Annotated in this window: 21 protein-coding genes; 7 read left to right on the plus strand and 14 right to left on the minus strand. The window is 69.4% G+C overall.

The window, feature by feature from the left end; all coding sequences use genetic code 11:
• Window positions 1–34 precede the first annotated feature (34 nt).
• Window positions 35–463 carry a universal stress protein gene (locus BM109_RS09670; RefSeq protein WP_093342362.1) on the plus strand — a complete coding sequence of 143 codons (429 nt, stop codon included), beginning with the start codon at window positions 35–37 and terminating at the stop codon, window positions 461–463.
• Window positions 464–466: 3 nt separating this feature from the next.
• Here BM109_RS09670 and BM109_RS09675 read toward each other — a convergent pair whose 3' ends face one another.
• Window positions 467–1,429, minus strand: coding sequence for an AraC-like ligand-binding domain-containing protein (locus BM109_RS09675; protein WP_093342364.1), 963 nt, complete (start codon window positions 1,427–1,429; stop codon window positions 467–469).
• 179 nt (window positions 1,430–1,608) lie between these two features.
• Between BM109_RS09675 and BM109_RS09680 the strand changes: the two genes are divergently transcribed.
• The 3 genes from BM109_RS09680 to BM109_RS09690 are packed head-to-tail and all read left to right on the plus strand — an operon-like array spanning window position 1,609 to window position 5,187.
• Entirely contained in the window at window positions 1,609–2,613 is a 1,005-nt protein-coding gene (locus BM109_RS09680) for a carbon-nitrogen hydrolase family protein (protein WP_093342366.1), read from the plus strand.
• Between the two features lie 22 nt (window positions 2,614–2,635).
• Window positions 2,636–3,691, plus strand: coding sequence for a phenylacetaldoxime dehydratase family protein (locus BM109_RS09685; protein WP_093342368.1), 1,056 nt, complete (start codon window positions 2,636–2,638; stop codon window positions 3,689–3,691).
• Between the two features lie 56 nt (window positions 3,692–3,747).
• Complete coding sequence (locus BM109_RS09690) at window positions 3,748–5,187, plus strand: serine hydrolase (RefSeq protein WP_093342370.1); 1,440 nt, start codon at window positions 3,748–3,750, stop codon at window positions 5,185–5,187.
• 5 nt (window positions 5,188–5,192) lie between these two features.
• Here BM109_RS09690 and BM109_RS09695 read toward each other — a convergent pair whose 3' ends face one another.
• The 8 genes from BM109_RS09695 to BM109_RS09730 all read right to left on the minus strand — a co-directional run bounded on the left by BM109_RS09695 (window position 5,193) and on the right by BM109_RS09730 (window position 13,044).
• Window positions 5,193–6,728, minus strand: coding sequence for a malonate--CoA ligase (locus BM109_RS09695; RefSeq protein ID WP_093342372.1), 1,536 nt, complete (start codon window positions 6,726–6,728; stop codon window positions 5,193–5,195).
• A 38-nt stretch (window positions 6,729–6,766) separates the two neighbouring features.
• A complete protein-coding gene (locus BM109_RS09700; protein WP_093342374.1) occupies window positions 6,767–7,570 on the minus strand; it encodes an enoyl-CoA hydratase/isomerase family protein in 804 nt (267 codons plus the stop codon).
• Window positions 7,567–8,556, minus strand: coding sequence for a Bug family tripartite tricarboxylate transporter substrate binding protein (locus BM109_RS09705; protein WP_093342376.1), 990 nt, complete (start codon window positions 8,554–8,556; stop codon window positions 7,567–7,569). The genes BM109_RS09700 and BM109_RS09705 overlap by 4 nt, the downstream gene beginning before the upstream one ends.
• 75 nt (window positions 8,557–8,631) lie before the next feature.
• Window positions 8,632–10,104, minus strand: coding sequence for a malonyl-CoA decarboxylase (locus BM109_RS09710; RefSeq protein ID WP_093342378.1), 1,473 nt, complete (start codon window positions 10,102–10,104; stop codon window positions 8,632–8,634).
• A 55-nt stretch (window positions 10,105–10,159) separates the two neighbouring features.
• Window positions 10,160–10,831, minus strand: coding sequence for a GntR family transcriptional regulator (locus tag BM109_RS09715; protein WP_093342380.1), 672 nt, complete (start codon window positions 10,829–10,831; stop codon window positions 10,160–10,162).
• Between the two features lie 207 nt (window positions 10,832–11,038).
• A complete protein-coding gene (gene lgt / locus BM109_RS09720) occupies window positions 11,039–11,893 on the minus strand; it encodes a prolipoprotein diacylglyceryl transferase (RefSeq protein ID WP_093342382.1) in 855 nt (284 codons plus the stop codon).
• An 87-nt stretch (window positions 11,894–11,980) separates the two neighbouring features.
• Window positions 11,981–12,250: a hypothetical protein gene (locus tag BM109_RS09725; RefSeq protein ID WP_093342384.1), complete on the minus strand. Its 270-nt coding sequence runs from the start codon at window positions 12,248–12,250 to the stop codon at window positions 11,981–11,983.
• Window positions 12,251–12,270: 20 nt separating this feature from the next.
• Complete coding sequence (locus BM109_RS09730; protein WP_093342386.1) at window positions 12,271–13,044, minus strand: SDR family oxidoreductase; 774 nt, start codon at window positions 13,042–13,044, stop codon at window positions 12,271–12,273.
• 148 nt (window positions 13,045–13,192) lie between these two features.
• On the opposite strand from BM109_RS09730, the gene BM109_RS09735 reads away from it, so the two are divergent.
• Window positions 13,193–14,164 carry a LysR family transcriptional regulator gene (locus BM109_RS09735; RefSeq protein WP_093342388.1) on the plus strand — a complete coding sequence of 324 codons (972 nt, stop codon included), beginning with the start codon at window positions 13,193–13,195 and terminating at the stop codon, window positions 14,162–14,164.
• On the opposite strand, the gene BM109_RS09740 is transcribed toward BM109_RS09735, so the two are convergent.
• Entirely contained in the window at window positions 14,112–15,068 is a 957-nt protein-coding gene (locus tag BM109_RS09740) for a LysR family transcriptional regulator (protein ID WP_093342389.1), read from the minus strand. The genes BM109_RS09735 and BM109_RS09740 overlap by 53 nt on opposite strands.
• A gap of 110 nt (window positions 15,069–15,178) precedes the next feature.
• Here BM109_RS09740 and ilvD point away from each other — a divergent pair, with 110 nt between their 5' ends.
• Window positions 15,179–16,873, plus strand: a complete 1,695-nt coding sequence (gene ilvD, locus BM109_RS09745) for a dihydroxy-acid dehydratase (protein ID WP_093342391.1) — start codon at window positions 15,179–15,181, stop codon at window positions 16,871–16,873.
• Window positions 16,874–16,883: 10 nt separating this feature from the next.
• Here ilvD and BM109_RS09750 read toward each other — a convergent pair whose 3' ends face one another.
• Together BM109_RS09750 and BM109_RS09755 are read right to left on the minus strand one after the other, a co-directional pair.
• Window positions 16,884–18,578, minus strand: a complete 1,695-nt coding sequence (locus tag BM109_RS09750) for an SMI1/KNR4 family protein (protein WP_093342392.1) — start codon at window positions 18,576–18,578, stop codon at window positions 16,884–16,886.
• A 91-nt stretch (window positions 18,579–18,669) separates the two neighbouring features.
• The gene (locus BM109_RS09755; protein ID WP_093342394.1) at window positions 18,670–18,924 is read right to left on the minus strand and encodes a TIGR04438 family Trp-rich protein; all 255 of its coding nucleotides are present in this window, start codon (window positions 18,922–18,924) and stop codon (window positions 18,670–18,672) included.
• 124 nt (window positions 18,925–19,048) lie between these two features.
• Between BM109_RS09755 and BM109_RS09760 the strand changes: the two genes are divergently transcribed.
• Entirely contained in the window at window positions 19,049–19,354 is a 306-nt protein-coding gene (locus BM109_RS09760; RefSeq protein ID WP_057594543.1) for a c-type cytochrome, read from the plus strand.
• A 12-nt stretch (window positions 19,355–19,366) separates the two neighbouring features.
• Here the strand turns inward: BM109_RS09760 and BM109_RS09765 are convergent, their stop codons facing one another.
• Both BM109_RS09765 and BM109_RS09770 read right to left on the minus strand, forming a co-directional pair.
• Window positions 19,367–19,870 carry a Signal transduction histidine kinase gene (locus BM109_RS09765; RefSeq protein WP_093342395.1) on the minus strand — a complete coding sequence of 168 codons (504 nt, stop codon included), beginning with the start codon at window positions 19,868–19,870 and terminating at the stop codon, window positions 19,367–19,369.
• 150 nt (window positions 19,871–20,020) lie between these two features.
• Window positions 20,021–20,791: AMP-binding enzyme (locus BM109_RS09770; RefSeq protein WP_143129132.1), on the minus strand; the 771-nt coding region annotated here is incomplete at its 5' end.

Consider the following 20,791-nt stretch of genomic DNA (forward strand, 5'->3'; position numbering starts at 1 on the left):
TGCGGCGGCCCGGTGCGGGTCCTATAACGGACGCATGAAAATCCTCATCGCCGCCGACGGCAGCGCCTTCACCCAGAAGGCCCTCGCCTACCTGATCGCCCATCGCAACATGTTCGTGGATGGCCACGAGCTCGTGGTGGTCCATGTCTGCACCGGCATCTCGGCCAACGTGGCGCGCCACCTCAGCAAGGAGGCGGTCGCCGACTACTACGCCGAGGAAAGCGCCAAGGTGGTCGACCCGGTGAAGCAATACTTCGCCGACAACGGCGTGTCGAACTTCCGCATCGACGCGCGCCACGGCCACGTGGCCGAGGAGATCCTGAAGGCGGCCGCTGCCGCGCAGGCCGAGCTGATCGTGCTCGGCACGCACGGCCATGGCCTGTTCGGCCGCGCGCTGATGGGTTCGGTGGCGACCAAGGTGGTGGCCGAGACCGACATCTCGGTGCTGCTGGTCCAGCAGTAGGGTCTACTGCACGCGCTGCTGCCGCCACTCGCGCGGCGAGCAGCCGAAGCGCTCCTTGAACGCGCGGCTGAAATGCGCCGCGTCGTTGAAGCCGCGGCCATAGGCGATCTCGGCCACGGGCCGGCCCGCGAGACGCGGCTCGAGCAGGTCGCGGCTGCAGGCCTCGAGCCGCCGCTCCCAGATGTACTGCGCGGGCGTCAGCGGCTCGCTCTTGAAGACGCGGTGGATCTGGCTGGCCGACACGCCGAGCTCGGCCGCGAGGCTGCCCACCGACAGCGCGGGATCGCCGAGCTGTTCCTCGATGCGCCGCTTCACGCGCGCGAGGTGGTAGGCCGTGAGGCTGCTGAGCGAGGGCGCGCTGGCCGCCGGCAGGGTCTGCAGCCCCGCCACCAGGATGTTCTGCACGCCATTGGCCACCGCGAGCGCCGAGGCCGGCTGCAGCGTCTCGATGTCCTCGCGCAGGGTGCGGATCATGCCCAGCAGCAGGTGGCCCGCGCCCTGGCGGCCCGACACGGTGGTGGCCGTGAGCGCCTGCGTCTCGCGCAGCTCGCTGCGCAGCCGGTCGCCGGGCAGCTTGAGCACGATCTGCTCGAAGCGGTCGTCGAACAGCAGCTGGTAGGGCCGCGTGCTGTCGTAGAGCGCGAAGTCGCCGGCCTCGAGCACCGCGTCGCGCCCGTCCTGGCGCACCACGCCGCGGCCCTGGGCCTGGATGCTCACGAGGAAGTAGTCGTCGCCCGAGCGCGCGATGTGGCCCGAGGTGCGCAGCACTTTCTGCGGGCCCGAGCGCACCACCGACACGTCGAGGCCCGGCAGCGTGTGCTGGCGGATGCTGCCCTCGAAGTCCTCGGACTCGTCGGGCCGCACCGGATCGCAACCGAGCTGCACATAGACGTTGCAGATCATGTCGGTCCAATAGGCCAGCCGCTGCGAGCGCGCAACGGCATCGGTGCTGAGCAGCGTGTTCATCGGTGGGACCTCGAGGGAGGGAGACGGCGGGGCATGCGACACAGGAACAAGAACGGTGCAAGTTGCGGTCAAGGCGTTCGCAGGCGGCGAATTTACGCTTCAAGCAACCCGCATGCCACCGCGCAAACCCGCGCCACGGCCCCGCGGCGAATCCACGTTCTCCACCGAAAGGCCCCGCCATGCCCACCACCGTTCATCCCAAGCTCCGCGTCGCCGCCGTGCAGGCCGCGCCCGTGTTCCTCGACCTCGACGGCACCATCGACAAGACCATCGCCCTGATGGCGCAGGCCGCCGCGCAGGGCGTGAAGCTGATTGCCTTTCCCGAGACCTGGATCCCCGGCTACCCCTGGTGGATCTGGCTCGACTCGCCGGCCTGGGGCATGCAGTTCGTGCAGCGCTACCACGACAACTCGCTGGTGATCGGCTCGGTGGAGTTCGAGCGCCTGCAGGCGGCCGCGCGCCAGCATTCGATCTGGCTCTCGTTCGGCTTCAGCGAGAAGGCCGCGGGCAGCCTCTACATCGCGCAGGCGCTGATCGACGACCAGGGCCAGGTGGCGCAGACGCGCCGCAAGCTCAAGCCCACGCACGTGGAGCGCACGGTGTTCGGCGAAGGCGACGGCGCCGACCTGCACGTGGTGCCGACCGCCATCGGCAACATCGGCTCGCTGTGCTGCTGGGAGCACCTGCAGCCGCTGAGCAAGTACGCGATGTACTCGCAGAACGAGCAGATCCACTGCGCGGCCTGGCCCAGCTTCTCGCTCTACCGCGGCGCGGCCAACGCGCTGGGTGCCGAGGTCAACAATGCCGCGAGCCAAGTCTATGCGGTCGAGGGCGGCTGCTTCGTGCTCGCGCCCTGCGCCACGGTGTCGAAGGCGATGAGCGAGCTGATGTGCACCGACGCCGGCAAGCAGCAGATGCTGGGCGTGGGCGGCGGCCATGCGCGCATCTACGGACCCGACGGCTCCGCGCTCGGCACGCCGCTGCCCGAAACCGAGGAAGGCCTGGTGATCGCCGACATCGACCTCGGGATGATCTCGCTCGCGAAGGCCGCGGCCGATCCGAGCGGCCACTACTCGCGGCCCGACGTCACGCAGCTGCTGCTCAACAAGACGCGCCGCGAGCCCGTGGTGGTGCAGCTCACGCCCGTGCCCGAAGGCAACGCGGCCGAGCCGGTCGAGGCCTGAGCGCGCACGAAGGAGCCGCGCCATGGAATCCGCCATCGACGAGCACCTGAAGTGCCCGCGCACGCGCACCCGCCGCGTGGAGGACGACTACACACCGCCCTACCCCGTCTGGTCGGCGCGCGCCGACCGCGCGGTCACGCAGGTGGTGATGGGCTACTTCGGCGTGCAGTCGCTCGGCGCGGAGCAGCAGGGCCGCGCCTGCGCCGCGCTGATGCGCATCGCGCGCGACTTCGCGCGGCCCGACGGCCCGCTGCACCACGACCTCACGCACTATGTCGATGCCGACGGGCACGACAACATGATCGCGATCGCCTACTGGACCGATCCGGCGGCCTTCGCGCGCTGGAGCGCCACGCCCGAGATCGACGACTGGTGGCAGTCGGACGAGCGGCTGCAAGAGGGCCTGGGCTACTTCCGCGAGATCGTGTCGCCGCGCGTGCAGCACTTCGAGACCATGTTCAACACGCCCGACCGGCTCGAGGGCATCGGCGTGGCCATGGGCGGCGTGAGCGGCGAGCTGCAGGAGCATGGCTACTGGGGATCGATGCGCGACCGCATCCCGCTGTCGCAGACCGATGCGATGTCGCCCTCGGGCACGCGCGCGGCGATCGGCGACGCGCCCGCGCCGGGCCGGCGCGTGCGCATCGCGGGCCATGAACACGTCGCGATGATCCGCTCGGGCCAGGAATGGACCGACACCACCGGCCAGGAGCGCACGCTCTATCTCGAGGAGATGGAGCCGGTGCTGCGCGAAGGCATGGACTTCCTGCGCGACCAGGGCCTGGCGATCGGCTGCTACAGCAACCGCTACATGCAGCATCTCGATGCGCGCGGCGCGCCGCTGCAGAAGTCCTTCGGACTGAGCTTCTGGCGCTCGCTGGCCGACATGGAGCGCTGGGCCGAATCGCATCCGACCCACGTGGCGATCTTCGGCAGCTTCATGCGTTACGTGCAGGCGCTGAACTTCCAGCTGCAACTGCGCGTGTACCACGAGGTGTCGGTGCTCAAGGCCGACGAACAGCGCTACGAATACATCAACTGCCATGCGCGCACGGGACTGATGAACGGCATGGGTTGAGAGCGCCGCATGACGGATGCCTTAGGATTCGCGCCCCGAACCCTAGGACCCCGATCATGTGGCGCGAATTCGAAAGCCTCGTCGAAAGCTCGATGAAGGAATGGAAGATCCCGGGGCTCGCGCTCGCGGTGATCGAAGATGGCGAGGTCTCGCTGCTGAAGGGCTATGGCGTGCGCGACCTGCGCGGCAACGAGCCCGTGACCGCCGACACGCAATTCCTGCTGTGCTCGATCACCAAGTCGTTCACCGCGGCCGGACTCGGCCTGCTGGTCGACGAGGGCCGGCTCGCCTGGAGCCGGCCGGTGCGCGAGGTCATCCCTGAGTTCCGGCTGCACGATGCGGTGGCGACCGCGCAGCTCACGGTGCGCGACCTGCTGAGCCACCTCAGCGGCCTGCCGCGCCACGACTGGCTGCACATGCCGGCCGACCTGACGAGCGCGCAGATGCTGCCGCTGCTGCGCCACCTGGTGCCGAGCCGCGAACTGCGCGAGGCCTTCCAGTACTCGAACCTCGGCTACATGGTCGCGGGCATCGTGATCGAGCGCCTCAGCGGACAGGGCTGGCAGGACTTCGTCACCGAGCGGCTGCTCAAACCGCTGGGCTTCACGCACTATGGCTTCGGCATCGACGCGCTGGTGGCGGCCGCCGATGCGGCCCGCCCGCACACCATGGTCGAGGGCGATCCCGTGCCGGCGCAGCTGTGGCCGGTGCCGACGGCCGCGGGCGGCGGGCTCAATGCCAGCGCCGCCGATCTCGCGAAGTGGATGCGCTGCCTGCTCGACGAAGGCCGCGTGGGCGACACACCGCTGCTGTCGGCCAAGACGGTGCGCGAGATGGGCATGCCGCGCGCCTGGATGTCGCGCTCCGAGCATGCGGAGATCGGCGATTCGCACTACGGCCTGGGCCTGTTCTGCGAGAACTACCGCGGCGACCGCACGCTCGCGCATTCGGGCTCGTGGTTCGGTTGGGCCACGCTGATGACCGTGGTGCCCTCGCGCCGCGCAGGCGTGGCGGTGCTGACCAACCGCGCGCCGGGCGCCGTGCCCTCGATCCTCACCTTCGCGGCGCTCGACCGCATCGCGGGCCGCGAGCCGGTCGACTGGTTCCAGCGGCTGCTCACGAAGCGCCGCGCCGACCTGGTGCAGCAGCGGGTCGACGAGAAGGCGCGCACGGACCGGCGCCGCGCCGGCACGCAGCCCAGCCATGCACTCGAGGAATACGCGGGCCGCTACGAGCATCCGGCCTACGGCTGCATCGAGATCGCGCACGAGGGCGACCACCTCGCCTGGCACTGGCGCGGCGCCGCCGGCGCGCTCACGCACTGGCACTACGACATGTTCGTCACGCCGGACCGGCCGACGGTGTTCCACCCCGACAACCTCGCGCTGAGCTTTCTCTACGACCGCGCGGGCCGCATCGACCGCATCGCGGTGCCCTTCGAGCCGATGGTGGAGGACATCGTGTTCAGGCGCGCGAAGGACGCGCCCGAAGCCTAGAAGAACTAGGCGAACAAGCCCTTGTGCTCGCCGCGCAGCAGCGCCTTCTGCACCTTGCCCATGGTGTTGCGCGGCAGCTCCGGCACGATGAAGCAGCGCTTGGGGATCTTGAAGTTCGCGAGCTTCGCCTTGAGCTCGGCCACGATCGCGTCGCCATCGAGCGTGGCGCCGGGCTTGGCGATGACGATCGCCACGCCGACCTCGCCGAAGTCGGGGTGCGGCACGCCGACCACCGCGCTCTCGGCCACGCCGGCCATCTCGTTGATGTAGCCCTCGATCTCGGCCGGATAGACGTTGTAGCCGCCGCTGATGATCAGGTCCTTGCTGCGCCCGACGATGGTGATGTAGCCACGGCCGTCGATCTTGCCGACGTCGCCGGTCTTGAAGAAACCGTCGGCCGTGAACTCCTCCTTGGTCTTCTCGGGCATGCGCCAGTAGCCCGCGAACACGTTGGGACCGCTGACCTCGATGCCGCCGATCTCGTCGGTGGTGCAGTCGCGGCCCTGGTCGTCGCGCACGCGCAGCTGCACGCCCGGCAGCGCGAAGCCGACGGTGCCGCCGCGGCGCTCGCCCTGCTCGGGACGGTAGGGGTTCGAGGTCAGCATGATGGTCTCGCTCATGCCGTAGCGCTCGAGGATGGTGTGGCCGGTGCGCTCGCGCCACTCGTCGAAGGTCTCGATCAGCAGCGGCGCCGAACCCGCGACGAACAGCCGCATGTTGCGCACCGCCTCGCGCGTGAGGCCAGGCTCGGCCAGCAGGCGCACGTAGAGCGTGGGCACGCCCATGAACACGGTGGCCTCGGGCAGCTTCGCGGCGATGCGCTTGGGATCGAACTTGGAGAACCAGAGGATCTTGCTGCCGTTGAGCAGCGCGCCGTGCAGCGCCACGAACAGGCCGTGCACGTGGAAGATCGGCAGCGCGTGGATCAGCACATCGCCCTCGGTCCAGCCCCAGTAGTCCTTGAGCACCTCGGCATTCGACAGCAGGTTGCCGTGCGTGAGCATCGCGCCCTTGCTGCGGCCGGTGGTGCCGCTGGTGTAGAGGATCGCGGCCAGGTCGTCGGCCGACTTCGTGGCCGGCTTGTGCACGTCGCTGCAGCTGGCCGCGACCTCGAGCAGGGTGCCGCTGCGGTCGTCGTCGAGCGTGAACACGTGGCGGGTGCCGGCGGCCGTGGCCAGCGGCGCCACCCAGGCCGCGTTGCGGCTGGTGCAGACCACCACGGCGGGCTCGGCGTTGCCGATGAAGTACTCGATCTCGGCGCTCTGGTAGGCGGTGTTGAGCGGCAGGAACACATAGCCCGCGCGCAGGGTCGCGAGGTACAGCAGCATCGCCTCGACCGACTTCTCGACCTGCACCGCGATGCGCGCGCCCTTCTCGAGCTTCAGCGCATCGAGCAGGTTGGCGATCATCGCGCTCGCGCGGTCGAGGTCGCGCCACGAGTACGCGAGGCCGTTGTCGGTCTCGACCGCGATGGCATCGAGGTCGGAGGGAAAGGCCGCGCGCAGGGCGGCGAACAGGTTGGCGTTGGCGGTCTTCTTCATCGGTCGGACTTCACAGGAGGCGGAAAACGAATGGCGGGTCAGAAATCGGGCGCGCGCTTGGCGAGGAAGGCGGCGATACCTTCGCGGTGCTCGGCCGAGTCGGCGTAGTCGTAGGCGGTGGCGACCAGCGCGGCGACCGGCTCCACCTCGGGCGGCGCGGTGTTGGCGCCGGTGACGGCATGGTGCAGCACGGCGAAGGTGCGCTTGTGCATGCGCGCGGTCTGCGGCGCGAGCCGCGCGATGCGCGCCGCATGCGCTTCGGCCGCGACGGCCACCTCGGCATCGGGCAGCACCGACAGCAGGAAGCCCGCTTGGTAGAGCCGCGTGGCGTCGTGCACGCCGGCGGCCAGCAGCATGTCGCGCGCCAGCGTGTCGCCGATGGCGCCATGCACCAGCGCGGCCTCGCGCGGCGCCATCGGAAAGCCGAGCTTCGCGATCGGCGCGCCGAACTTCGACGACGCGCCCGCGAGGCGGATGTCGCAGCAGCTCGCGATCTCGATGCCCGCGCCCATGCAGGCGCCCTCGATCTGCGCGACCAGCGGCAGCGGGCAGTCGAGCAGCGCCTGCAGCGCGGCCCAGACCTCGTTCTCGTGGAATTCGCGCAGGCTCGCGGCCTCGAAGCGGAACGACGGGTATTCGGAGATGTCGCCGCCCGCGCAGAAGGCGCCGCCCTCCCCGCGCACGATCACGCAGCGCAGCGCCGGGTCGGCGCCGAGGCCGGCCACCAGCGCGCGCAGCTCGCGCCACATCGCGCGCGTCATCGCGTTCAGGCGCGCCGGGTTCGACAGCGTGAGGAACGCGAGCGCGCCCTCGCGGCGCAGGCTGACGCTGCCCGCGCTCATTCGAGCTTGGCGCCCGAGGCCTTGACCACGGCGGCCCAGCGCTTGATCTCCGAATTGACGAAGCCGCCGTACGCGGCCATGGTCAGGTTCGGAATTTCGGAGCCGTTCTGCGCCCAGATGGCCTTGAGCTCGTCGCTCGCGAGCGATTTCTTCATGTCCTCGACCACCTTGGCCTGCACGTCGGCCGGCGTGCCCTTGGGCGTCCAGAGGCCGTACCAGGTGGTCACGGTGTAGTCGGGCAGGCCCACCTCGGCCGCGCAGGGCACGTCGGGGAAGGCCGGGTTGCGCTTGGCGCCCGCGACCATCAGCGCCTTGATGCGGCCGCTCTTGATGTGCTGCGCCGAGGAGCCGAGGCCGTCGAACATCAGGTCGACGTTGCCCGAGATCAGGTCGGCCAGCGCCGGGCCCGCGCCGCGGTACGGGATGTGGGTGATGAAGGTGCCGGTCTGGATCTTGAACAGCTCGCCCGCCAGGTGGTGCGAGGTGCCCGCGCCGGCCGAGCCGTAGTTGAACTTGCCGGGGCTGCGCTTCACCAGCGCGATGAATTCCTGGATGGTCGTGGCGGGCACGCGCTTGGGATTGACCACCACCACCTGCGGCACGTTGGCCAGCAGCATCAGCGGCACGAAGTCCTTCTCGATGTCGTAGTCGAGCTTGGGATAGATCGAGGGCGCGATCGCATGGTGCACCGCGCCCATGAACAGCGTGTAGCCGTCGGCCGGCGCCTTGGACGCGATGCTCGCGCCCAGCGTGCCGCCCGCGCCGCCGCGGTTGTCGATCACCAGGGTCTGGCTCGTGAGCTTGGAGAACTGGCCCGACAGCGGGCGCGCGAAGGCGTCGGTGCCGCCGCCGGCCGGGAACGGCACGATCATGTTGACCGGCTTGGTCGGCCAGTTGCTCTGCGCGGTCGCGGCGCCGCCGCAAAGAACCGCCGCGCCCGCAGCCGCCAGGCGCAACACGTCGCGCCGCTGAAAACTCTGGTTCATCTGTCTCATCTCCTGTCGTTGTGGATCGCCGCGGATGCGACGGCCGGCGCTGTGTGCGCCGGGCTTGAGGCCCGATCAGCCTTTTTTGAAAAACAGACTTTCGACGTCCCCCGACACGGCCACCTTGCCTTGCGCGAGCCAGTCGCGGTGCCGGTCGAGACGCTTGAGATCGTATAGGTAGTTCACCATGAGGCCATAGGACTGCTTCTGTCCCTTGGGCGACGGATCGCCGGCCCAGTTGAGGCGCTCGACGCGCGCGCCGTTGCCCAGGTGGAAGCGCGCGACCGGGTCGGCCGGCGTGCCGTCGACCAGCGAGCGGCCCAGGTATTCGGCCGCACACTGCAGCAGCCAATGGCGCAGCGGCGACTTGGGGTCCAGGCTCGCGGCGGCATCGACCGCGGCCAGCAGCCGGTCGGCCGTGGGCGGCAGCGAGCCCACGAGCCGGCCGATCTCGGCGGCGCGCTTCTCGTCGAGGCGCGCGACCATGTCGGGCGCGTTCTTCGCGAGCCAGGTGCGAAAGCCCGGGATCGGCGACAGCGTGGCGAAGGTCTTGAGCCGCGGCAATTCGTCCTGCAGGGTTTCGACCACGCGCTTGATCAGCGAGTCGCCGAAGCTCACGCCGCGCAGGCCGTTCTGCGTGTTGCTGATCGAATAGAAGATCGCGGTGGTGGCGCGCGCCGGCGGCACCGGCACGGCGGCCTCGTCGAGCAGCGGCGTGATGCCGTCGCTGACGCGGTCGACCAGCGCCACCTCGACGAAGATCAGCGGCTCGTTGGGCAGCCGCGGATGGAAGAAGCCGTAGCAGCGGCGGTCGCTGTCGTCGAGCCGGTTCTTCACGTCGTTCCAGCTCTTGATGTCGTGCACCGCCTCGTAGCGGATCAGCTTCTCGATCAGCGAGGCCGGCGAGTTCCAGTCGATGCGGCGCAGCTCGAGGAAGGCGACGTCGAACCAGGTCGAGAACAACTGCTCGAGCTCGGCGTCGAGCGCGAGCAGGCGGCGGTCGCCCTTGAGGCCGGGCAGCAGCTCGGCGCGCAGGTCGACCAGAAAGCGCATGCCCGCGGGCTCGACCGCGAAGCGCTGCAGGAGGCGCATGCGCGGCGACACCAGCGCGCGGCGCAGCTTGAGCTCGGCCTGGCCCTCGTCGGGCGTGCCGACGGCGGCCTGGTGCTGGTCGCGCGCGGTCTTGAGCTTCTGTGCGTCGGCGGCGAAATGCTCGCTCATCAGGGCCCAGAAATCGCGCCGTTCCTCGGGCGTGGCTGCCGCGTATTCGACCGCGATGGCATGGGCGCGGCGGCCGCCCTCGACCTCGCTCACGCGCGGGTCGATCACCGACTGCATCGCGGCCAATACGCGGCGCAGCGCGCGCGGCGACAGTGCCTCGTCGGCCTTGCGCAGGGTGGCCTCGAGCCGTTCGGCGGTGGTGCGGGCGCTGGGCTTGGGCGCGGACTTGGCGGCGCCCTTGGCCGGCGCGTCGGAGGCCACCGGCACCTTGCGTTCGTTCTTGTCGCCCGTGCGCAATCGCGCCTGGAACCATTCGGTCGCACTCATCGTGGATGCACTCCCATGCAGAAAGAAAAAGACGAGAAAGAGGTGGCGGCGCGCTTCATGGCATGACCCGCGATTTCTGCTGGTTGCGCATCACCTCGCGCAGCGCCTCGCGCTGGCGCGTCATGTGGGTGCGCATCGCGGCGTCGGCGCCTTCGCTGTCGCGCGCCTTGAGCGCCGCGAACACCGCGAGATGCTCCGACAGGCTCTGCTCGAGCCGCCCCGGCGCATGCAGCTGCTGCTGGCGCGCGAGCTTGAGGATCTTGCGCAGGTCGCCGATCACCTGGGCCAGCCACTTGTTGTCGGCCAGCTGGATGATGGCCTCGTGGATCAGGTGGTTGGTGGCGTAGTAGTCGTTGATGCGCTTGGCCTTGGCGTGGCGCACCAAGCGCTCGTGCAGGGCGTCGAGCTCGTGCAGCTCGGCATCGCTGGCGTTGCGCGCCGCCTCGAAGGCGCAGCGGCCCTCGAGCAGCGCGATGACCGGGAAGATCTCGTCGAGGTCGCGCTCGGTCACCTCGCGCACGAAGCAGCCGCGGCGCGGCTCATGGCGCAGCAGGCCTTCGGCCGTGAGCACCTTGAGCGCCTCGCGCAGCGGCGTGCGCGAGATCGACAGCCGCTCGCACAGCGCGACCTCGTCGACGAAGCTGCCGGGCGCCAGGGTGCCGTCGAAGATCTGCTCGCGCAGCGTGGTGGCGACTTCGTCGTGCAGGGAGTTGTGGACCAGGCGCATGGCGGGTTCGAACGCGTAATTTCCTGTAATTACGCGTAATTCTGAGCCTGGAAGCGAAGCAGCGCAAGGGCCGCGCGCGAAACGCGGGGCTCCGGACTTACCCTGGTCAGACGATAGGTTGCGTGGCCGGCAGTGCGGCACGCAGGGGGAGCAGCGGGTGAGGGACCGGACGGTGGTGCCCCGCCCTCCCCGGCGCCCGGTGCGGCGTCAGGCCTTGCTCGAAACCGGCACGGCCTGCTCGCGGCGCGAGGCCCAGACCCACAGCGCGATGCCGCCCAGGATCATCGGCACGCAGAGCCATTGGCCCTGGCTCAGGTCGAGGGCGCGCAGGCCCAGCTCGTTGCCCGGGTGGGCAAAGATCTTGTCGGGCTCGCGGAAGAACTCGGCGATGAAACGGAAGATGCCGTAGCCGACCAGGAAGGCGGCCGACACCTGGGCCTGCTTGCGCGGCTTGCGCGCGTAGAGCCACAGCAGCACGAACAGCAGCAGCCCCTCGAGCAGGAACTGGTAGACCTGCGAGGGATGGCGCGGCAGCATCGAGCCGCTCTGCGGGAACACCATGCCCCAGGGCAGGTCGGGGCTGCTGAAGCGGCCCCAGAGTTCGCCGTTGATGAAGTTGCCCACGCGCCCCGCCGCGAGGCCGGTGGGCACGCAGGGCGCGACGAAGTCCATCACCTGCCAGAACGGCCGCGCGCGCGAACGCGCGAACCAGACCATGGCCGCGATCACGCCGAGCATGCCGCCATGGAAGCTCATGCCGCCCTCCCAGACCTTGAAGATCTCGAGCGGATTGAACAGGTAGAACTCGGGCCGGTAGAACAGGCAGTAGCCGAGCCGCCCGCCGACGATGACGCCGACCACGCCGAGGAACAGGATGTCCTCGATGTCCTTGCGCTGCCAGGCCCCGGCACCCACGAGGCTGCGGTAGGGCTCGTGCTTCAGCCGCAGCGTGCCGAGGAAATAGAACAGCGCGAAGGCCGCCAGGTAGGTCAGGCCGTACCAGTGGATGGCGATCGGCCCGAGCTGCAGGGCGATGGGATTGATCTGCGGATACATGAGCATCCGCGGATTGTGCCCGCGCCGCATGACGCGGCCGGGGGCGTGGGGGCATCCGGGCACGCGGCCCGGCACCCCACCCCCCTCAGGCGCTCAGCGCCCGAATTTCCAACACACCAGGCCGGCCACCGCGGCCGGCACGGCGAACACCAGCAGGAAGATCGGCAGCTCCTCGGCCACGCTGTAGCCGGCCTCGATCACCCCCACCGCCATGTTGATGCCGGCGCCGATGAACCAGGCCGGCACGAACCACATCGCGGCCGTGCTCAGGGCCGCGTCGCCGCTGCCGCCCAGCACGCGGCCGGCCAGCAGAAAAAGGGCCAGCAGCACGAAGCCGCTGCCCATCACGATGAGCGTATGCATCGCTTGCCCGGTGCGATGCGTCAGCGCGTGGTGTAGCCGCCGTTGGCGAAGATGGTCTGGCCGGTGATCCACCAGCCCTCGGTGACCAGGAAGCGCACGATCGGCGCGATGTCCTCGATGTCGGTCAGGCCCTTCTTCGAGAACTTGCTGAGCGCGGCGGCGCTGCTGTGATAGTCCACCGCCTCCTTGCTCTCCTGGCCGTAGAAGAAGGGCGTGTCCATCGGGCCGGGGCCGATCGCGTTGACCGAGATGCCGCGGTCGCCGAACTCCTTGGAGGCGGCGCGCGTGTAGTGCTCCACCGCGGCCTTCGAGCCCGGGTAGATCGCATAGAACGGCGTGTAGGCCGCGAGCAGCGAACTCACGATCGTGACGATGCTGCCGCCCTCGGCCAGCGTGCGGCCGGCCTGCTGGATGAAGAAGAAGGCGGCCTTGGCATTGGCGTCGAAGCTCTTGTCGTAATCGGCTTCCGTGACGTCGAGGATCGGCTTCTTGATGACCACGCCCGCGGTGTTGATCGCGATGTCGACCTGGCCGAACTGCTTGACGGCCTGGTCGAACAGCTTGACGTTGTTCTCGACCACCGCGAGGTCGCCCTGCACCAGCAGGGTGTCGGCGCCCTTGGCCTTGAGGGCGGCGGCGGTCTTCTCGGCATCGGCGCGCGAGCTGTCGCTGTTGTAGTGGATGGCGACGCCGCGCACGCCCCCGTCGACCAGCTGTTCGGCGACGAGCGCGCCGAGGTTCTTGCCGCCGCCGGCGATGACGGCGACCTTGTTCTTCAATGTGCGTGCGGACATGGAAATCTCCTGGGTTGAAAGCCATTGATGTGTGACACGAGGCGCAGTGTATTGATCGCCAGACGGCCGATAAATAGGCAATTCGAGGCTAGACTGTTTGGAAATCTCCGAACAATCGGCCGCCTCGCGCTACACCCGGACCCTTCTCATGGACCGCATCGACCTCCTCCAGGTCTTCCTGCGCGTGGCCGAATCCGGCAGCTTCACGCGCGCGGCCGACCGCCTCGGCCTGCCGCGCGCCACCATCTCCACCGCGGTGCAGCAGCTCGAGGCGCGGCTGGGCTCGCGGCTGCTCCACCGCACCACGCGGCGCGTGGGCCTCACGCCCGACGGCGAGGTGCTGCTCGAGCGCGCCCGCGCGCTGGTGGCCGACATGGACGACCTCGAGCAGCAGTTCCTGCCCACGCACGGCAGCGTGGGCGGGCGGCTCAAGGTCGACGTGCCCAGCCGCATCGCGCGGCTGCTGATCGCGCCCGCGCTGCCGGACTTCTTCGCGCGCTATCCAGCGCTCGAGCTCGAGCTCGGCTCGAGCGACCGCGCGGTCGACCTGGTGCACGAGGGCGTGGACTGCGCGCTGCGCGTGGGGCCGCTGGCCAGCAGCAGCCTGGTGGCGCGGCCGCTCGGGCACTTCACGCTGGTCAACTGCGCGAGCCCGGCCTACCTCGCGCGGCACGGCACGCCGCGCACGCCGGCCGAGCTGCCGCAGCACCTGGCGGTGAACTACGCCTCGCCGACCAGCGGCCGCGCGGCGCCCTGGGAATGGCAGCGCGACGGCGAGACCGCCTCGCTGCGCATGCGCAGCCAGGTGACGGCCAACAACGCCGAGACCTACATCGCCTGCGCGCTCGCGGGCCTGGGGCTGATCCAGATCCCGCTGTACGACGTGCGCACGCAGCTCGCGGCCGGCGAGCTGGTCGAGCTGATGCCCGATGCACGCGCCGAGCCGCTGCCGGTGCACCTGGTGTATCCGCACCGGCGCAACCTGTCGCGGCGCATGCAGGCCTTCGCGGGCTGGCTCGAGACGCTGCTGGCCTCGGCCCTCGACGGACCGCCGCCCGCTCCCGCCGCTATTTCGCGCCGCGCGCGGCCGCCGGCTGGCGCTCCTGCACGAACGCGATGAAGCGCTCGAGCGCCGGGTTGGCGGCCTCGGCCGGCCACACCAGGCTGGTTTCGCAACGCGGCAGCACCGGCACCGCGCGGCGCCGGCCCGCGGGCGCGAACTCGTCGGCGCCACGGTAGACCACGCCCGCGCGGCGGAACTGCGTGACGCTCTCGGGCACCCAGGCCACGCCGATGCCGCCCGAGACCAGGTTGACGATGGTCTGCATCTGGATCGCCTCCTGCGCCAGTTGCGGCGCGCGCCCGGCCGCGTGGTAGAGCGCGAAGACCGCGTCGTGCAGCGAAGGCACGATGCGGCGCGGGAAGATCACCAGCGGCTCGGCCAGCACCTCGGCCAGCGGCAGCTTCTCGGCGCTCGCGAGCGCATGCCGCTGCGGCAGCGCCAGCACCAGCGGCTCCTGCGACACCGCCAGCCGCGCCAGCCCCGGCGGCGCGGCGCCCGGCGAATGCAGCATCAGGCCGGCATCGATCTCGCCGCGCGCGAAGGCCTCGAGCTGCACGTCGCCCGTGGCCTCGACCAGCTCGAGCGCCACCTCGGGACAGAGCACGCGGAACTCGCGCACCCAGTCGGGCAACTGCTCGAAGCCCACGGTCGAGACGAAGGCGATGCGCACCCGCCCCACCTGCCCGGCCGCGGCCGCGCGGGCGCGCGCCGGCAGGGCCTGGGCCCGCGCCAACAGCTCGCGCACGTCGGGCAGCAGCGCCTCGCCGGCCGGCGTGAGCGCCACCCGGCGCCGCGTGCGGTCGAACAGCACCACGCCCAGGGTCTTCTCGAGCTGGGCGATGGCCTGCGTGACCGGCGGCTGGGTCATGTGCAGGCGCTGCGCGGCGCGGCCGAAATGCAGTTCCTCGGCCACGGCCACGAACTGGCGCCAGGCCCGCAGGTCGATCAGGCTTTCATTCATATGCCAAGCATATCAATCGGCCTCTCAAAATGGATTGGAAGCAATCAATCAGAAGTCCGATACTTGGCGCTCCCCGGTTTTCCCTCCCCACGATCGAAGAGACACCCACCATGGACACCAAGCCAATCCAGATCAATCGCCGCAGCGCCAACATCGTCGAAGGCAAGAGCCGCGCGCCCAACCGCTCGATGTTCTACGCGATGGGCTACGAGGAAGGCGACTTCAAGAAGCCGATGGTCGGCGTCGCCAACGGCCACAGCACCATCACGCCCTGCAACTCGGGCCTGCAGAAGCTGGCCGACGCGGCCATCGCGGGCATCGAGGAAGCCGGCGGCAACGCGCAGGTGTTCGGCACCCCGACCATCTCCGACGGCATGGCCATGGGCACCGAAGGCATGAAGTACTCGCTGGTGAGCCGCGAGGTGATCTCCGACTGCATCGAGACCTGCGTCGGCGGCCAGTGGATGGACGGCGTGCTGGTGGTCGGCGGCTGCGACAAGAACATGCCCGGCGGCCTGATGGGCATGCTGCGCGCCAACGTGCCCGCCATCTACGTCTACGGCGGCACCATCCTGCCGGGCCGCTACAAGGGCCAGGACCTCAACATCGTCAGCGTGTTCGAGGCCGTGGGCCAGAACGCCGCCGGCAACATGAGCGACGAGGACCTGCACGAGATCGAGAAGCGCGCCATCCCCGGCACCGGCTCCTGCGGCGGCATGTACACGGCCAACACCATGTCGAGCGCCTTCGAGGCCCTCGGCATCTCGCTGCCCTACTCGTCGACCATGGCGAACCCGCACGACGAGAAGGCCAACTCGGCCAAGGAATCGGCCAAGGTGCTGATCGAGGCGATCAAGAAGGACCTGAAGCCGCGCGACATCGTGACCAAGAAGGCGATCGAGAACGCGGTGGCCGTGATCATGGCCACGGGCGGCTCGACCAACGCGGTGCTGCACTTCCTCGCGATCGCGCACGCGGCCGAGGTGGAATGGACCATCGACGACTTCGAGCGCATGCGCAAGAAGGTGCCGGTGATCTGCGACCTGAAGCCCTCGGGCAAGTACCTCGCGGTCGACCTGCACCAGGCCGGCGGCATTCCGCAGGTCATGAAGGTGCTGCTCAACGCCGGCCTGCTGCACGGCGACTGCGTCACCATCAGCGGCCAGACGATTGCCGAAGTGCTCAAGGACGTGCCCGACGTGCCGCGCGCTGACCAGGACGTGATCCGCCCGATCGACAAGCCGATGTACGACGAAGGCCACCTGGCCATCCTCAAGGGCAACCTGTCGCCCGAAGGCGCGGTCGCCAAGATCACCGGCCTCAAGAACCCGGTCATCACCGGCCCGGCGCGCGTGTTCGACGACGAGCAGTCGGCGCTCAAGGCCATCCTCGACGGCAAGATCGTGGCCGGCGACGTGATGGTGCTGCGCTACCTCGGCCCCAAGGGCGGCCCGGGCATGCCCGAGATGCTGGCACCCACCGGCGCGCTGATCGGCGCGGGCCTCGGCGAGAGCGTGGGCCTGATCACCGACGGCCGCTTCTCGGGCGGCACCTGGGGCATGGTGGTGGGTCACGTGGCGCCCGAAGCGGCGGCCGGCGGCACCATCGCCTTCGTGAACGAGGGCGACTCGATCACCATCGATGCGCATGCGCTCAAGCTCGAGCTCAACGTGCCCGAGGCCGAGATCGCCAAGCGCCGCGAAGGCTGGAAGGCACCGGCCCCGCGCTACACGCGCGGCGTGCAGGCCAAGTTCGCGTTCAACGCCTCGAGCGCGAGCTCGGGCGCGGTGCTCGACAAGTTCTGAAGCCCGGCGTTCAGGCCGTGGCGGCCGGCGGCTGCCACGGTTTCGCCACGTCCTCGTAGCCGATGGACTTCGGGCGCAGGCGCGACAACAGTGCGTCGACGCTCTCGAAACGCAGCAGTTCGCGCGGCGGACCGCGGTCCAGGTCGTCCACGACCAGCACGGCCGGGGCCTGTGCGCCGCTGTCGCGATAGTCGAGCATGACCACCCTGCCGTGGTCGGCCTCGAGCACCACGAGGCGCTGCGGCGCGTCGAAGCCTTGCTTCCACGGCGTTTCGCCCGGCGGGAACACGATGCGGTCCGACAGCTCGGCCAGCGTCGCGAGGTATTCCATCGGCATCAGGTAGCGCAGGGCCTCGCTGTACGGCTGGCCTTCGCCGTCGGCGATGTCGACCCAGCGGCACGAGACGCCGCCGCCATTCTTCACGCGCCACAGCGCCACGAGCGCGCCCGGTAGGCACAGGCCCAGCCGCGCCTCTGTCTGCGCGACCAGCGCATCGTCGGCCGTCAGTTGCGGCTCGGAACCGTCCTTGCGCTGCGCCGCGTTGAGATGGAAGAAATGAGGCTGAGCCTCGCCCCAGAACATCGAGGCACGCCATTGCTCCGGTGCCTCGCCCAGCGGCGGGCCCAGATCGCGCGCGACCGTTCGCGCCACGCCCCGCTCCGGGCGCACGCGCCGCAGCGCCGCGAGGAAATCGTCGAAGTTCTCGAAGGCGATGTCGACCGGCTCCACGCCGGGCTGGCGGTCGAAGTCCGCGATCAGCACCCGCGCCTGCGGTCCCCGCGTGTAGTCGAGCAGGGTCATGTCGCCATAGCGGGCCTGCAGCACCACCAGCTTGTCGGCGCCGGCCGGCACGTCCTCGGGCTCGTGCGTGAAGTCTTCGTAGTGCTCGGCCACGGTGCGCAGCTTCTCCACGGCCGCGAGGCTCGAGTAGTCGATCGAGAAAGCGCCGCGCCAGTCATCGTAGAACGGGCCGGCATCGCGCTTGAGCGGCACGTAGAGCCAGCCCACGTAGCCGCCGTTCATCCGGCCATAGAGCCGGCGCAGCGTGTCGGGCAGGCGAAAGCCCAACCGCGCCTCGGTGGCCGTGAGCATGGCTTCGCTGGCGGCGAACGGCGGCTTCTCGACCGGCGTGCCGCGCTGCGCGAGCGCTTCGCGCGCGGCGTTCTTGCGCCAGTAGCCGGGGGACTCGAAGAAGGTGTCGTGATTCAGCGGCGTTGGGTCGATGTCGAGTTCGAGCTCGGCTTCCGGTGCAGGCGATGGCGTGCCGACCATCGGCTCGGGCGCCGCGAGCGATGCCTTCGACTCGAGCCGGATGATCGCCGCGCTCACGGCGACCGCCACGACGAACAGCGCCGCGGCCCATTGAACGTCCGACGTCGAGAACGCGGCGATAGTCGCGACCGGCGCCAGCAGCATGCTCAGCCCCAGCCCGAGCAGGTAGAACACGCCCGCGAGCACCGCCTGGATCGGCAGCGTCACGAGCGCCGACAGCACGATCCGCTTCGCACCGCCGAGCCGCCAGGCCAAGGTCCAGGCATTCCATTTGCCGAGCGCATAGAGCACGGTGAACAGCGGCGTCGCCAGCAGCACGATCCATGGCGAGCGATGCAGCCAGCCGGCCGCGCCCATGGCCAGCACGATCAGCAAGCCCATGGCGATCCGCAGCACGGGCGCGAGCCCGCTCGACGGCATGCGTGTGGTCATTTCGATCCTCCCCGGTGAAGCGCCGCGATGCATGCGGCGCGTCGGAAGAGTTTCACATGCGGACCACGGCGGGCCCGTCAGCGCAGAGGAGTCAGCGGCGTGGGCGCGATCCGCTGCCGGTCTTCAGGCCCATGTTGGTCTTCTGCCGGTCGATGCGCGCCTGGCGACGCGCATCCTCGCGCTCGACCACCTTGCGCTTGGTGTAGCCCGAGGCATCGGCCCAGGCCCACCAGGCCATGGCGAGCGCGAAGGGAATCAGCACGATCCACCAGCTCCAGGTGGCGACCGGGCCGACTTCGAAGTATTTGAGGGCCACGCCCAGGATGCCCAACACCAGAAACCACATCGCGAATCCCTTCGGGTCGTGTCGCGCGATGCGGTCGCACGCCGGTGGTCGGCGCTCCCTACAATCATCGCGTTGAGCCGTCGAATGTAACTCAGCCCTTACATAAACAGAGAATCCGATCCCCATGAAAAGAGCCCTGCTGTTCGCGACCCTGGCCCTCGGCCTGGCAGCCCCCGCCTTCGCCGACCTGGCGCTGGCCACCTCGAAGAACTGCATGAGCTGTCATGCGGTCGAGCGCAAAGTGCTCGGCCCCTCGTTCAAGGACGTGGCGGCCAAGTACAAGGACAACGCGGGCGCGGCCGACATGCTGGCCGGCAAGATCATCAAGGGCGGTTCGGGCGTGTGGGGCCCGGTGCCGATGCCGGCCAACAACCAGGTCAGCGAAGCCGATGCGAAGAAGCTCGCTGCCTGGATCCTGTCGACGAAATAAGAAGACGCGTCCTCAGATCCGTGGCTCGATGTCCACGGGCAGCGAAGGCCGGCGCTCGATCCGGTCCTCGAGCTGGCCAATGTGCGCGGCCAGCGTGTTGTCGGACTGGTCCGAACGCAGCCGCACCGCAGCCTCGAGCTGGTCGATGCGCGCCAACAGCGCCGTCTGGCGGTCGGCGTTCTGCGCCATGTGCTGGTTCTCCTGCGCCTGCAGGAAGTTGCGCAGTTCGGTGAAGCGCGATGCCTCGGCCTTGTCGGCCAGGTCGCGCTGCACCTGCATCTCCTTGGTATGGCGCTTGGTGTCGAGCAGCACCGAGCTGTGCAGGTACAGCACGTAGACCAGGAAGAAGGCCGCCAGCACCACGGTGAGCCCCAGCATGATCAGGCCCAGCGGCGCCGAGACGGTCATGAAGCCCAGCCACACGTCGGTGGGCGTGGACAGCGTGCCCCAGTTGAGCGCGGCCAGTGCCGCGATCAGCAGCACGATGACGAACAGGAAAGCGGATCTCACGCCCATGGGGGCCTCCTTCGGAAAGATCGAACACGTTGGGAACCCGCGCGCTTCGAGGCGCGCGGTGGTGCCAGCGGTTTTACCTCAGCGAAGGGGCCTGCACGGCCCTTGGCCCGGCACAGACGCCCCTGTCCTACAGCAGGAATGCCGCGTCGCTCAGTTCGTCTGCGACAACTGATCGAGGATCGCCGGGTTCTCGAGCGTGGACGTGTCCTGCGTGATCGCCTCGCCCTTGGCGATGCTGCGCAGCAGCCGCCGCATGATCTTGCCGCTGCGCGTCTTCGGCAGGTTGTCGCCGAAGCGGATGTCCTTGGGCTTGGCGATCGGCCCGATCTCCTTGGCCACCCAGTTGCGCAACTCGGTGGCGATCTGTTTCGCCTCCTCGCCGGTCGGGCGCGCACGCTTGAGCACCACGAAGGCGCAGATCGCCTCGCCCGTCAGGTCGTCCGGGCGCCCCACCACCGCGGCCTCGGCCACGAGATCGGTCTTGGACACCAGCGCCGATTCGATCTCCATCGTGCCCAGCCGGTGGCCCGACACGTTGAGCACGTCGTCGATGCGGCCCGTGATGCGGAAGTAGCCGCGGTCGGCACCGGACCCGGAGGGTCCGCCAGCGGACTGCACGGCGCCATCGCCCGCCAGGTAGATCGTGCCGCCCATCTCCTCGGGGAAATAGCTCTTCTTGAAGCGCTCGGGGTCGTTCCAGATGGTGCGGATCATCGAGGGCCAGGGCCGCTTGATCACCAGCATGCCGCCCGCGCCGTTGGGCAGGTCCTTGCCGGTCTCGTCCACGATCGCGGCCATGATGCCCGGCAGCGGCAAGGTGCACGAACCCGGCACCAGCGGCGTGGCGCCCGGCAGCGGCGTGATCACGTGGCCGCCGGTCTCGGTCTGCCAGAAGGTGTCGACGATCGGGCAGCGCTCGCC

It is taken from the genome of Variovorax sp. PDC80 (assembly GCF_900115375.1).
Taxonomy (GTDB): domain Bacteria; phylum Pseudomonadota; class Gammaproteobacteria; order Burkholderiales; family Burkholderiaceae_C; genus Variovorax.

What these genes read in the sequence shown, in the direction of transcription:
- BM109_RS09750 (WP_093342392.1), bottom strand. Translation starts at nt 18,578, where the DNA reads ATGACCACACGCATGCCGTCGAGCGGGCTCGCGCCCGTGCTGCGGATC.
- BM109_RS09690 (WP_093342370.1), top strand. Translation starts at nt 3,748, where the DNA reads ATGTGGCGCGAATTCGAAAGCCTCGTCGAAAGCTCGATGAAGGAATGG.
- BM109_RS09755 (WP_093342394.1), bottom strand. Translation starts at nt 18,924, where the DNA reads ATGTGGTTTCTGGTGTTGGGCATCCTGGGCGTGGCCCTCAAATACTTC.
- BM109_RS09705 (WP_093342376.1), bottom strand. Translation starts at nt 8,556, where the DNA reads ATGAACCAGAGTTTTCAGCGGCGCGACGTGTTGCGCCTGGCGGCTGCG.
- BM109_RS09680 (WP_093342366.1), top strand. Translation starts at nt 1,609, where the DNA reads ATGCCCACCACCGTTCATCCCAAGCTCCGCGTCGCCGCCGTGCAGGCC.
- BM109_RS09695 (WP_093342372.1), bottom strand. Translation starts at nt 6,728, where the DNA reads ATGAAGAAGACCGCCAACGCCAACCTGTTCGCCGCCCTGCGCGCGGCC.
- BM109_RS09685 (WP_093342368.1), top strand. Translation starts at nt 2,636, where the DNA reads ATGGAATCCGCCATCGACGAGCACCTGAAGTGCCCGCGCACGCGCACC.
- BM109_RS09735 (WP_093342388.1), top strand. Translation starts at nt 13,193, where the DNA reads ATGGACCGCATCGACCTCCTCCAGGTCTTCCTGCGCGTGGCCGAATCC.
- BM109_RS09675 (WP_093342364.1), bottom strand. Translation starts at nt 1,429, where the DNA reads ATGAACACGCTGCTCAGCACCGATGCCGTTGCGCGCTCGCAGCGGCTG.
- ilvD (WP_093342391.1), top strand. Translation starts at nt 15,179, where the DNA reads ATGGACACCAAGCCAATCCAGATCAATCGCCGCAGCGCCAACATCGTC.
- BM109_RS09700 (WP_093342374.1), bottom strand. Translation starts at nt 7,570, where the DNA reads ATGAGCGCGGGCAGCGTCAGCCTGCGCCGCGAGGGCGCGCTCGCGTTC.
- BM109_RS09760 (WP_057594543.1), top strand. Translation starts at nt 19,049, where the DNA reads ATGAAAAGAGCCCTGCTGTTCGCGACCCTGGCCCTCGGCCTGGCAGCC.
- BM109_RS09740 (WP_093342389.1), bottom strand. Translation starts at nt 15,068, where the DNA reads ATGAATGAAAGCCTGATCGACCTGCGGGCCTGGCGCCAGTTCGTGGCC.
- BM109_RS09715 (WP_093342380.1), bottom strand. Translation starts at nt 10,831, where the DNA reads ATGCGCCTGGTCCACAACTCCCTGCACGACGAAGTCGCCACCACGCTG.
- BM109_RS09710 (WP_093342378.1), bottom strand. Translation starts at nt 10,104, where the DNA reads ATGAGTGCGACCGAATGGTTCCAGGCGCGATTGCGCACGGGCGACAAG.
- BM109_RS09725 (WP_093342384.1), bottom strand. Translation starts at nt 12,250, where the DNA reads ATGCATACGCTCATCGTGATGGGCAGCGGCTTCGTGCTGCTGGCCCTT.
- lgt (WP_093342382.1), bottom strand. Translation starts at nt 11,893, where the DNA reads ATGCTCATGTATCCGCAGATCAATCCCATCGCCCTGCAGCTCGGGCCG.
- BM109_RS09765 (WP_093342395.1), bottom strand. Translation starts at nt 19,870, where the DNA reads ATGGGCGTGAGATCCGCTTTCCTGTTCGTCATCGTGCTGCTGATCGCG.
- BM109_RS09730 (WP_093342386.1), bottom strand. Translation starts at nt 13,044, where the DNA reads ATGTCCGCACGCACATTGAAGAACAAGGTCGCCGTCATCGCCGGCGGC.
- BM109_RS09670 (WP_093342362.1), top strand. Translation starts at nt 35, where the DNA reads ATGAAAATCCTCATCGCCGCCGACGGCAGCGCCTTCACCCAGAAGGCC.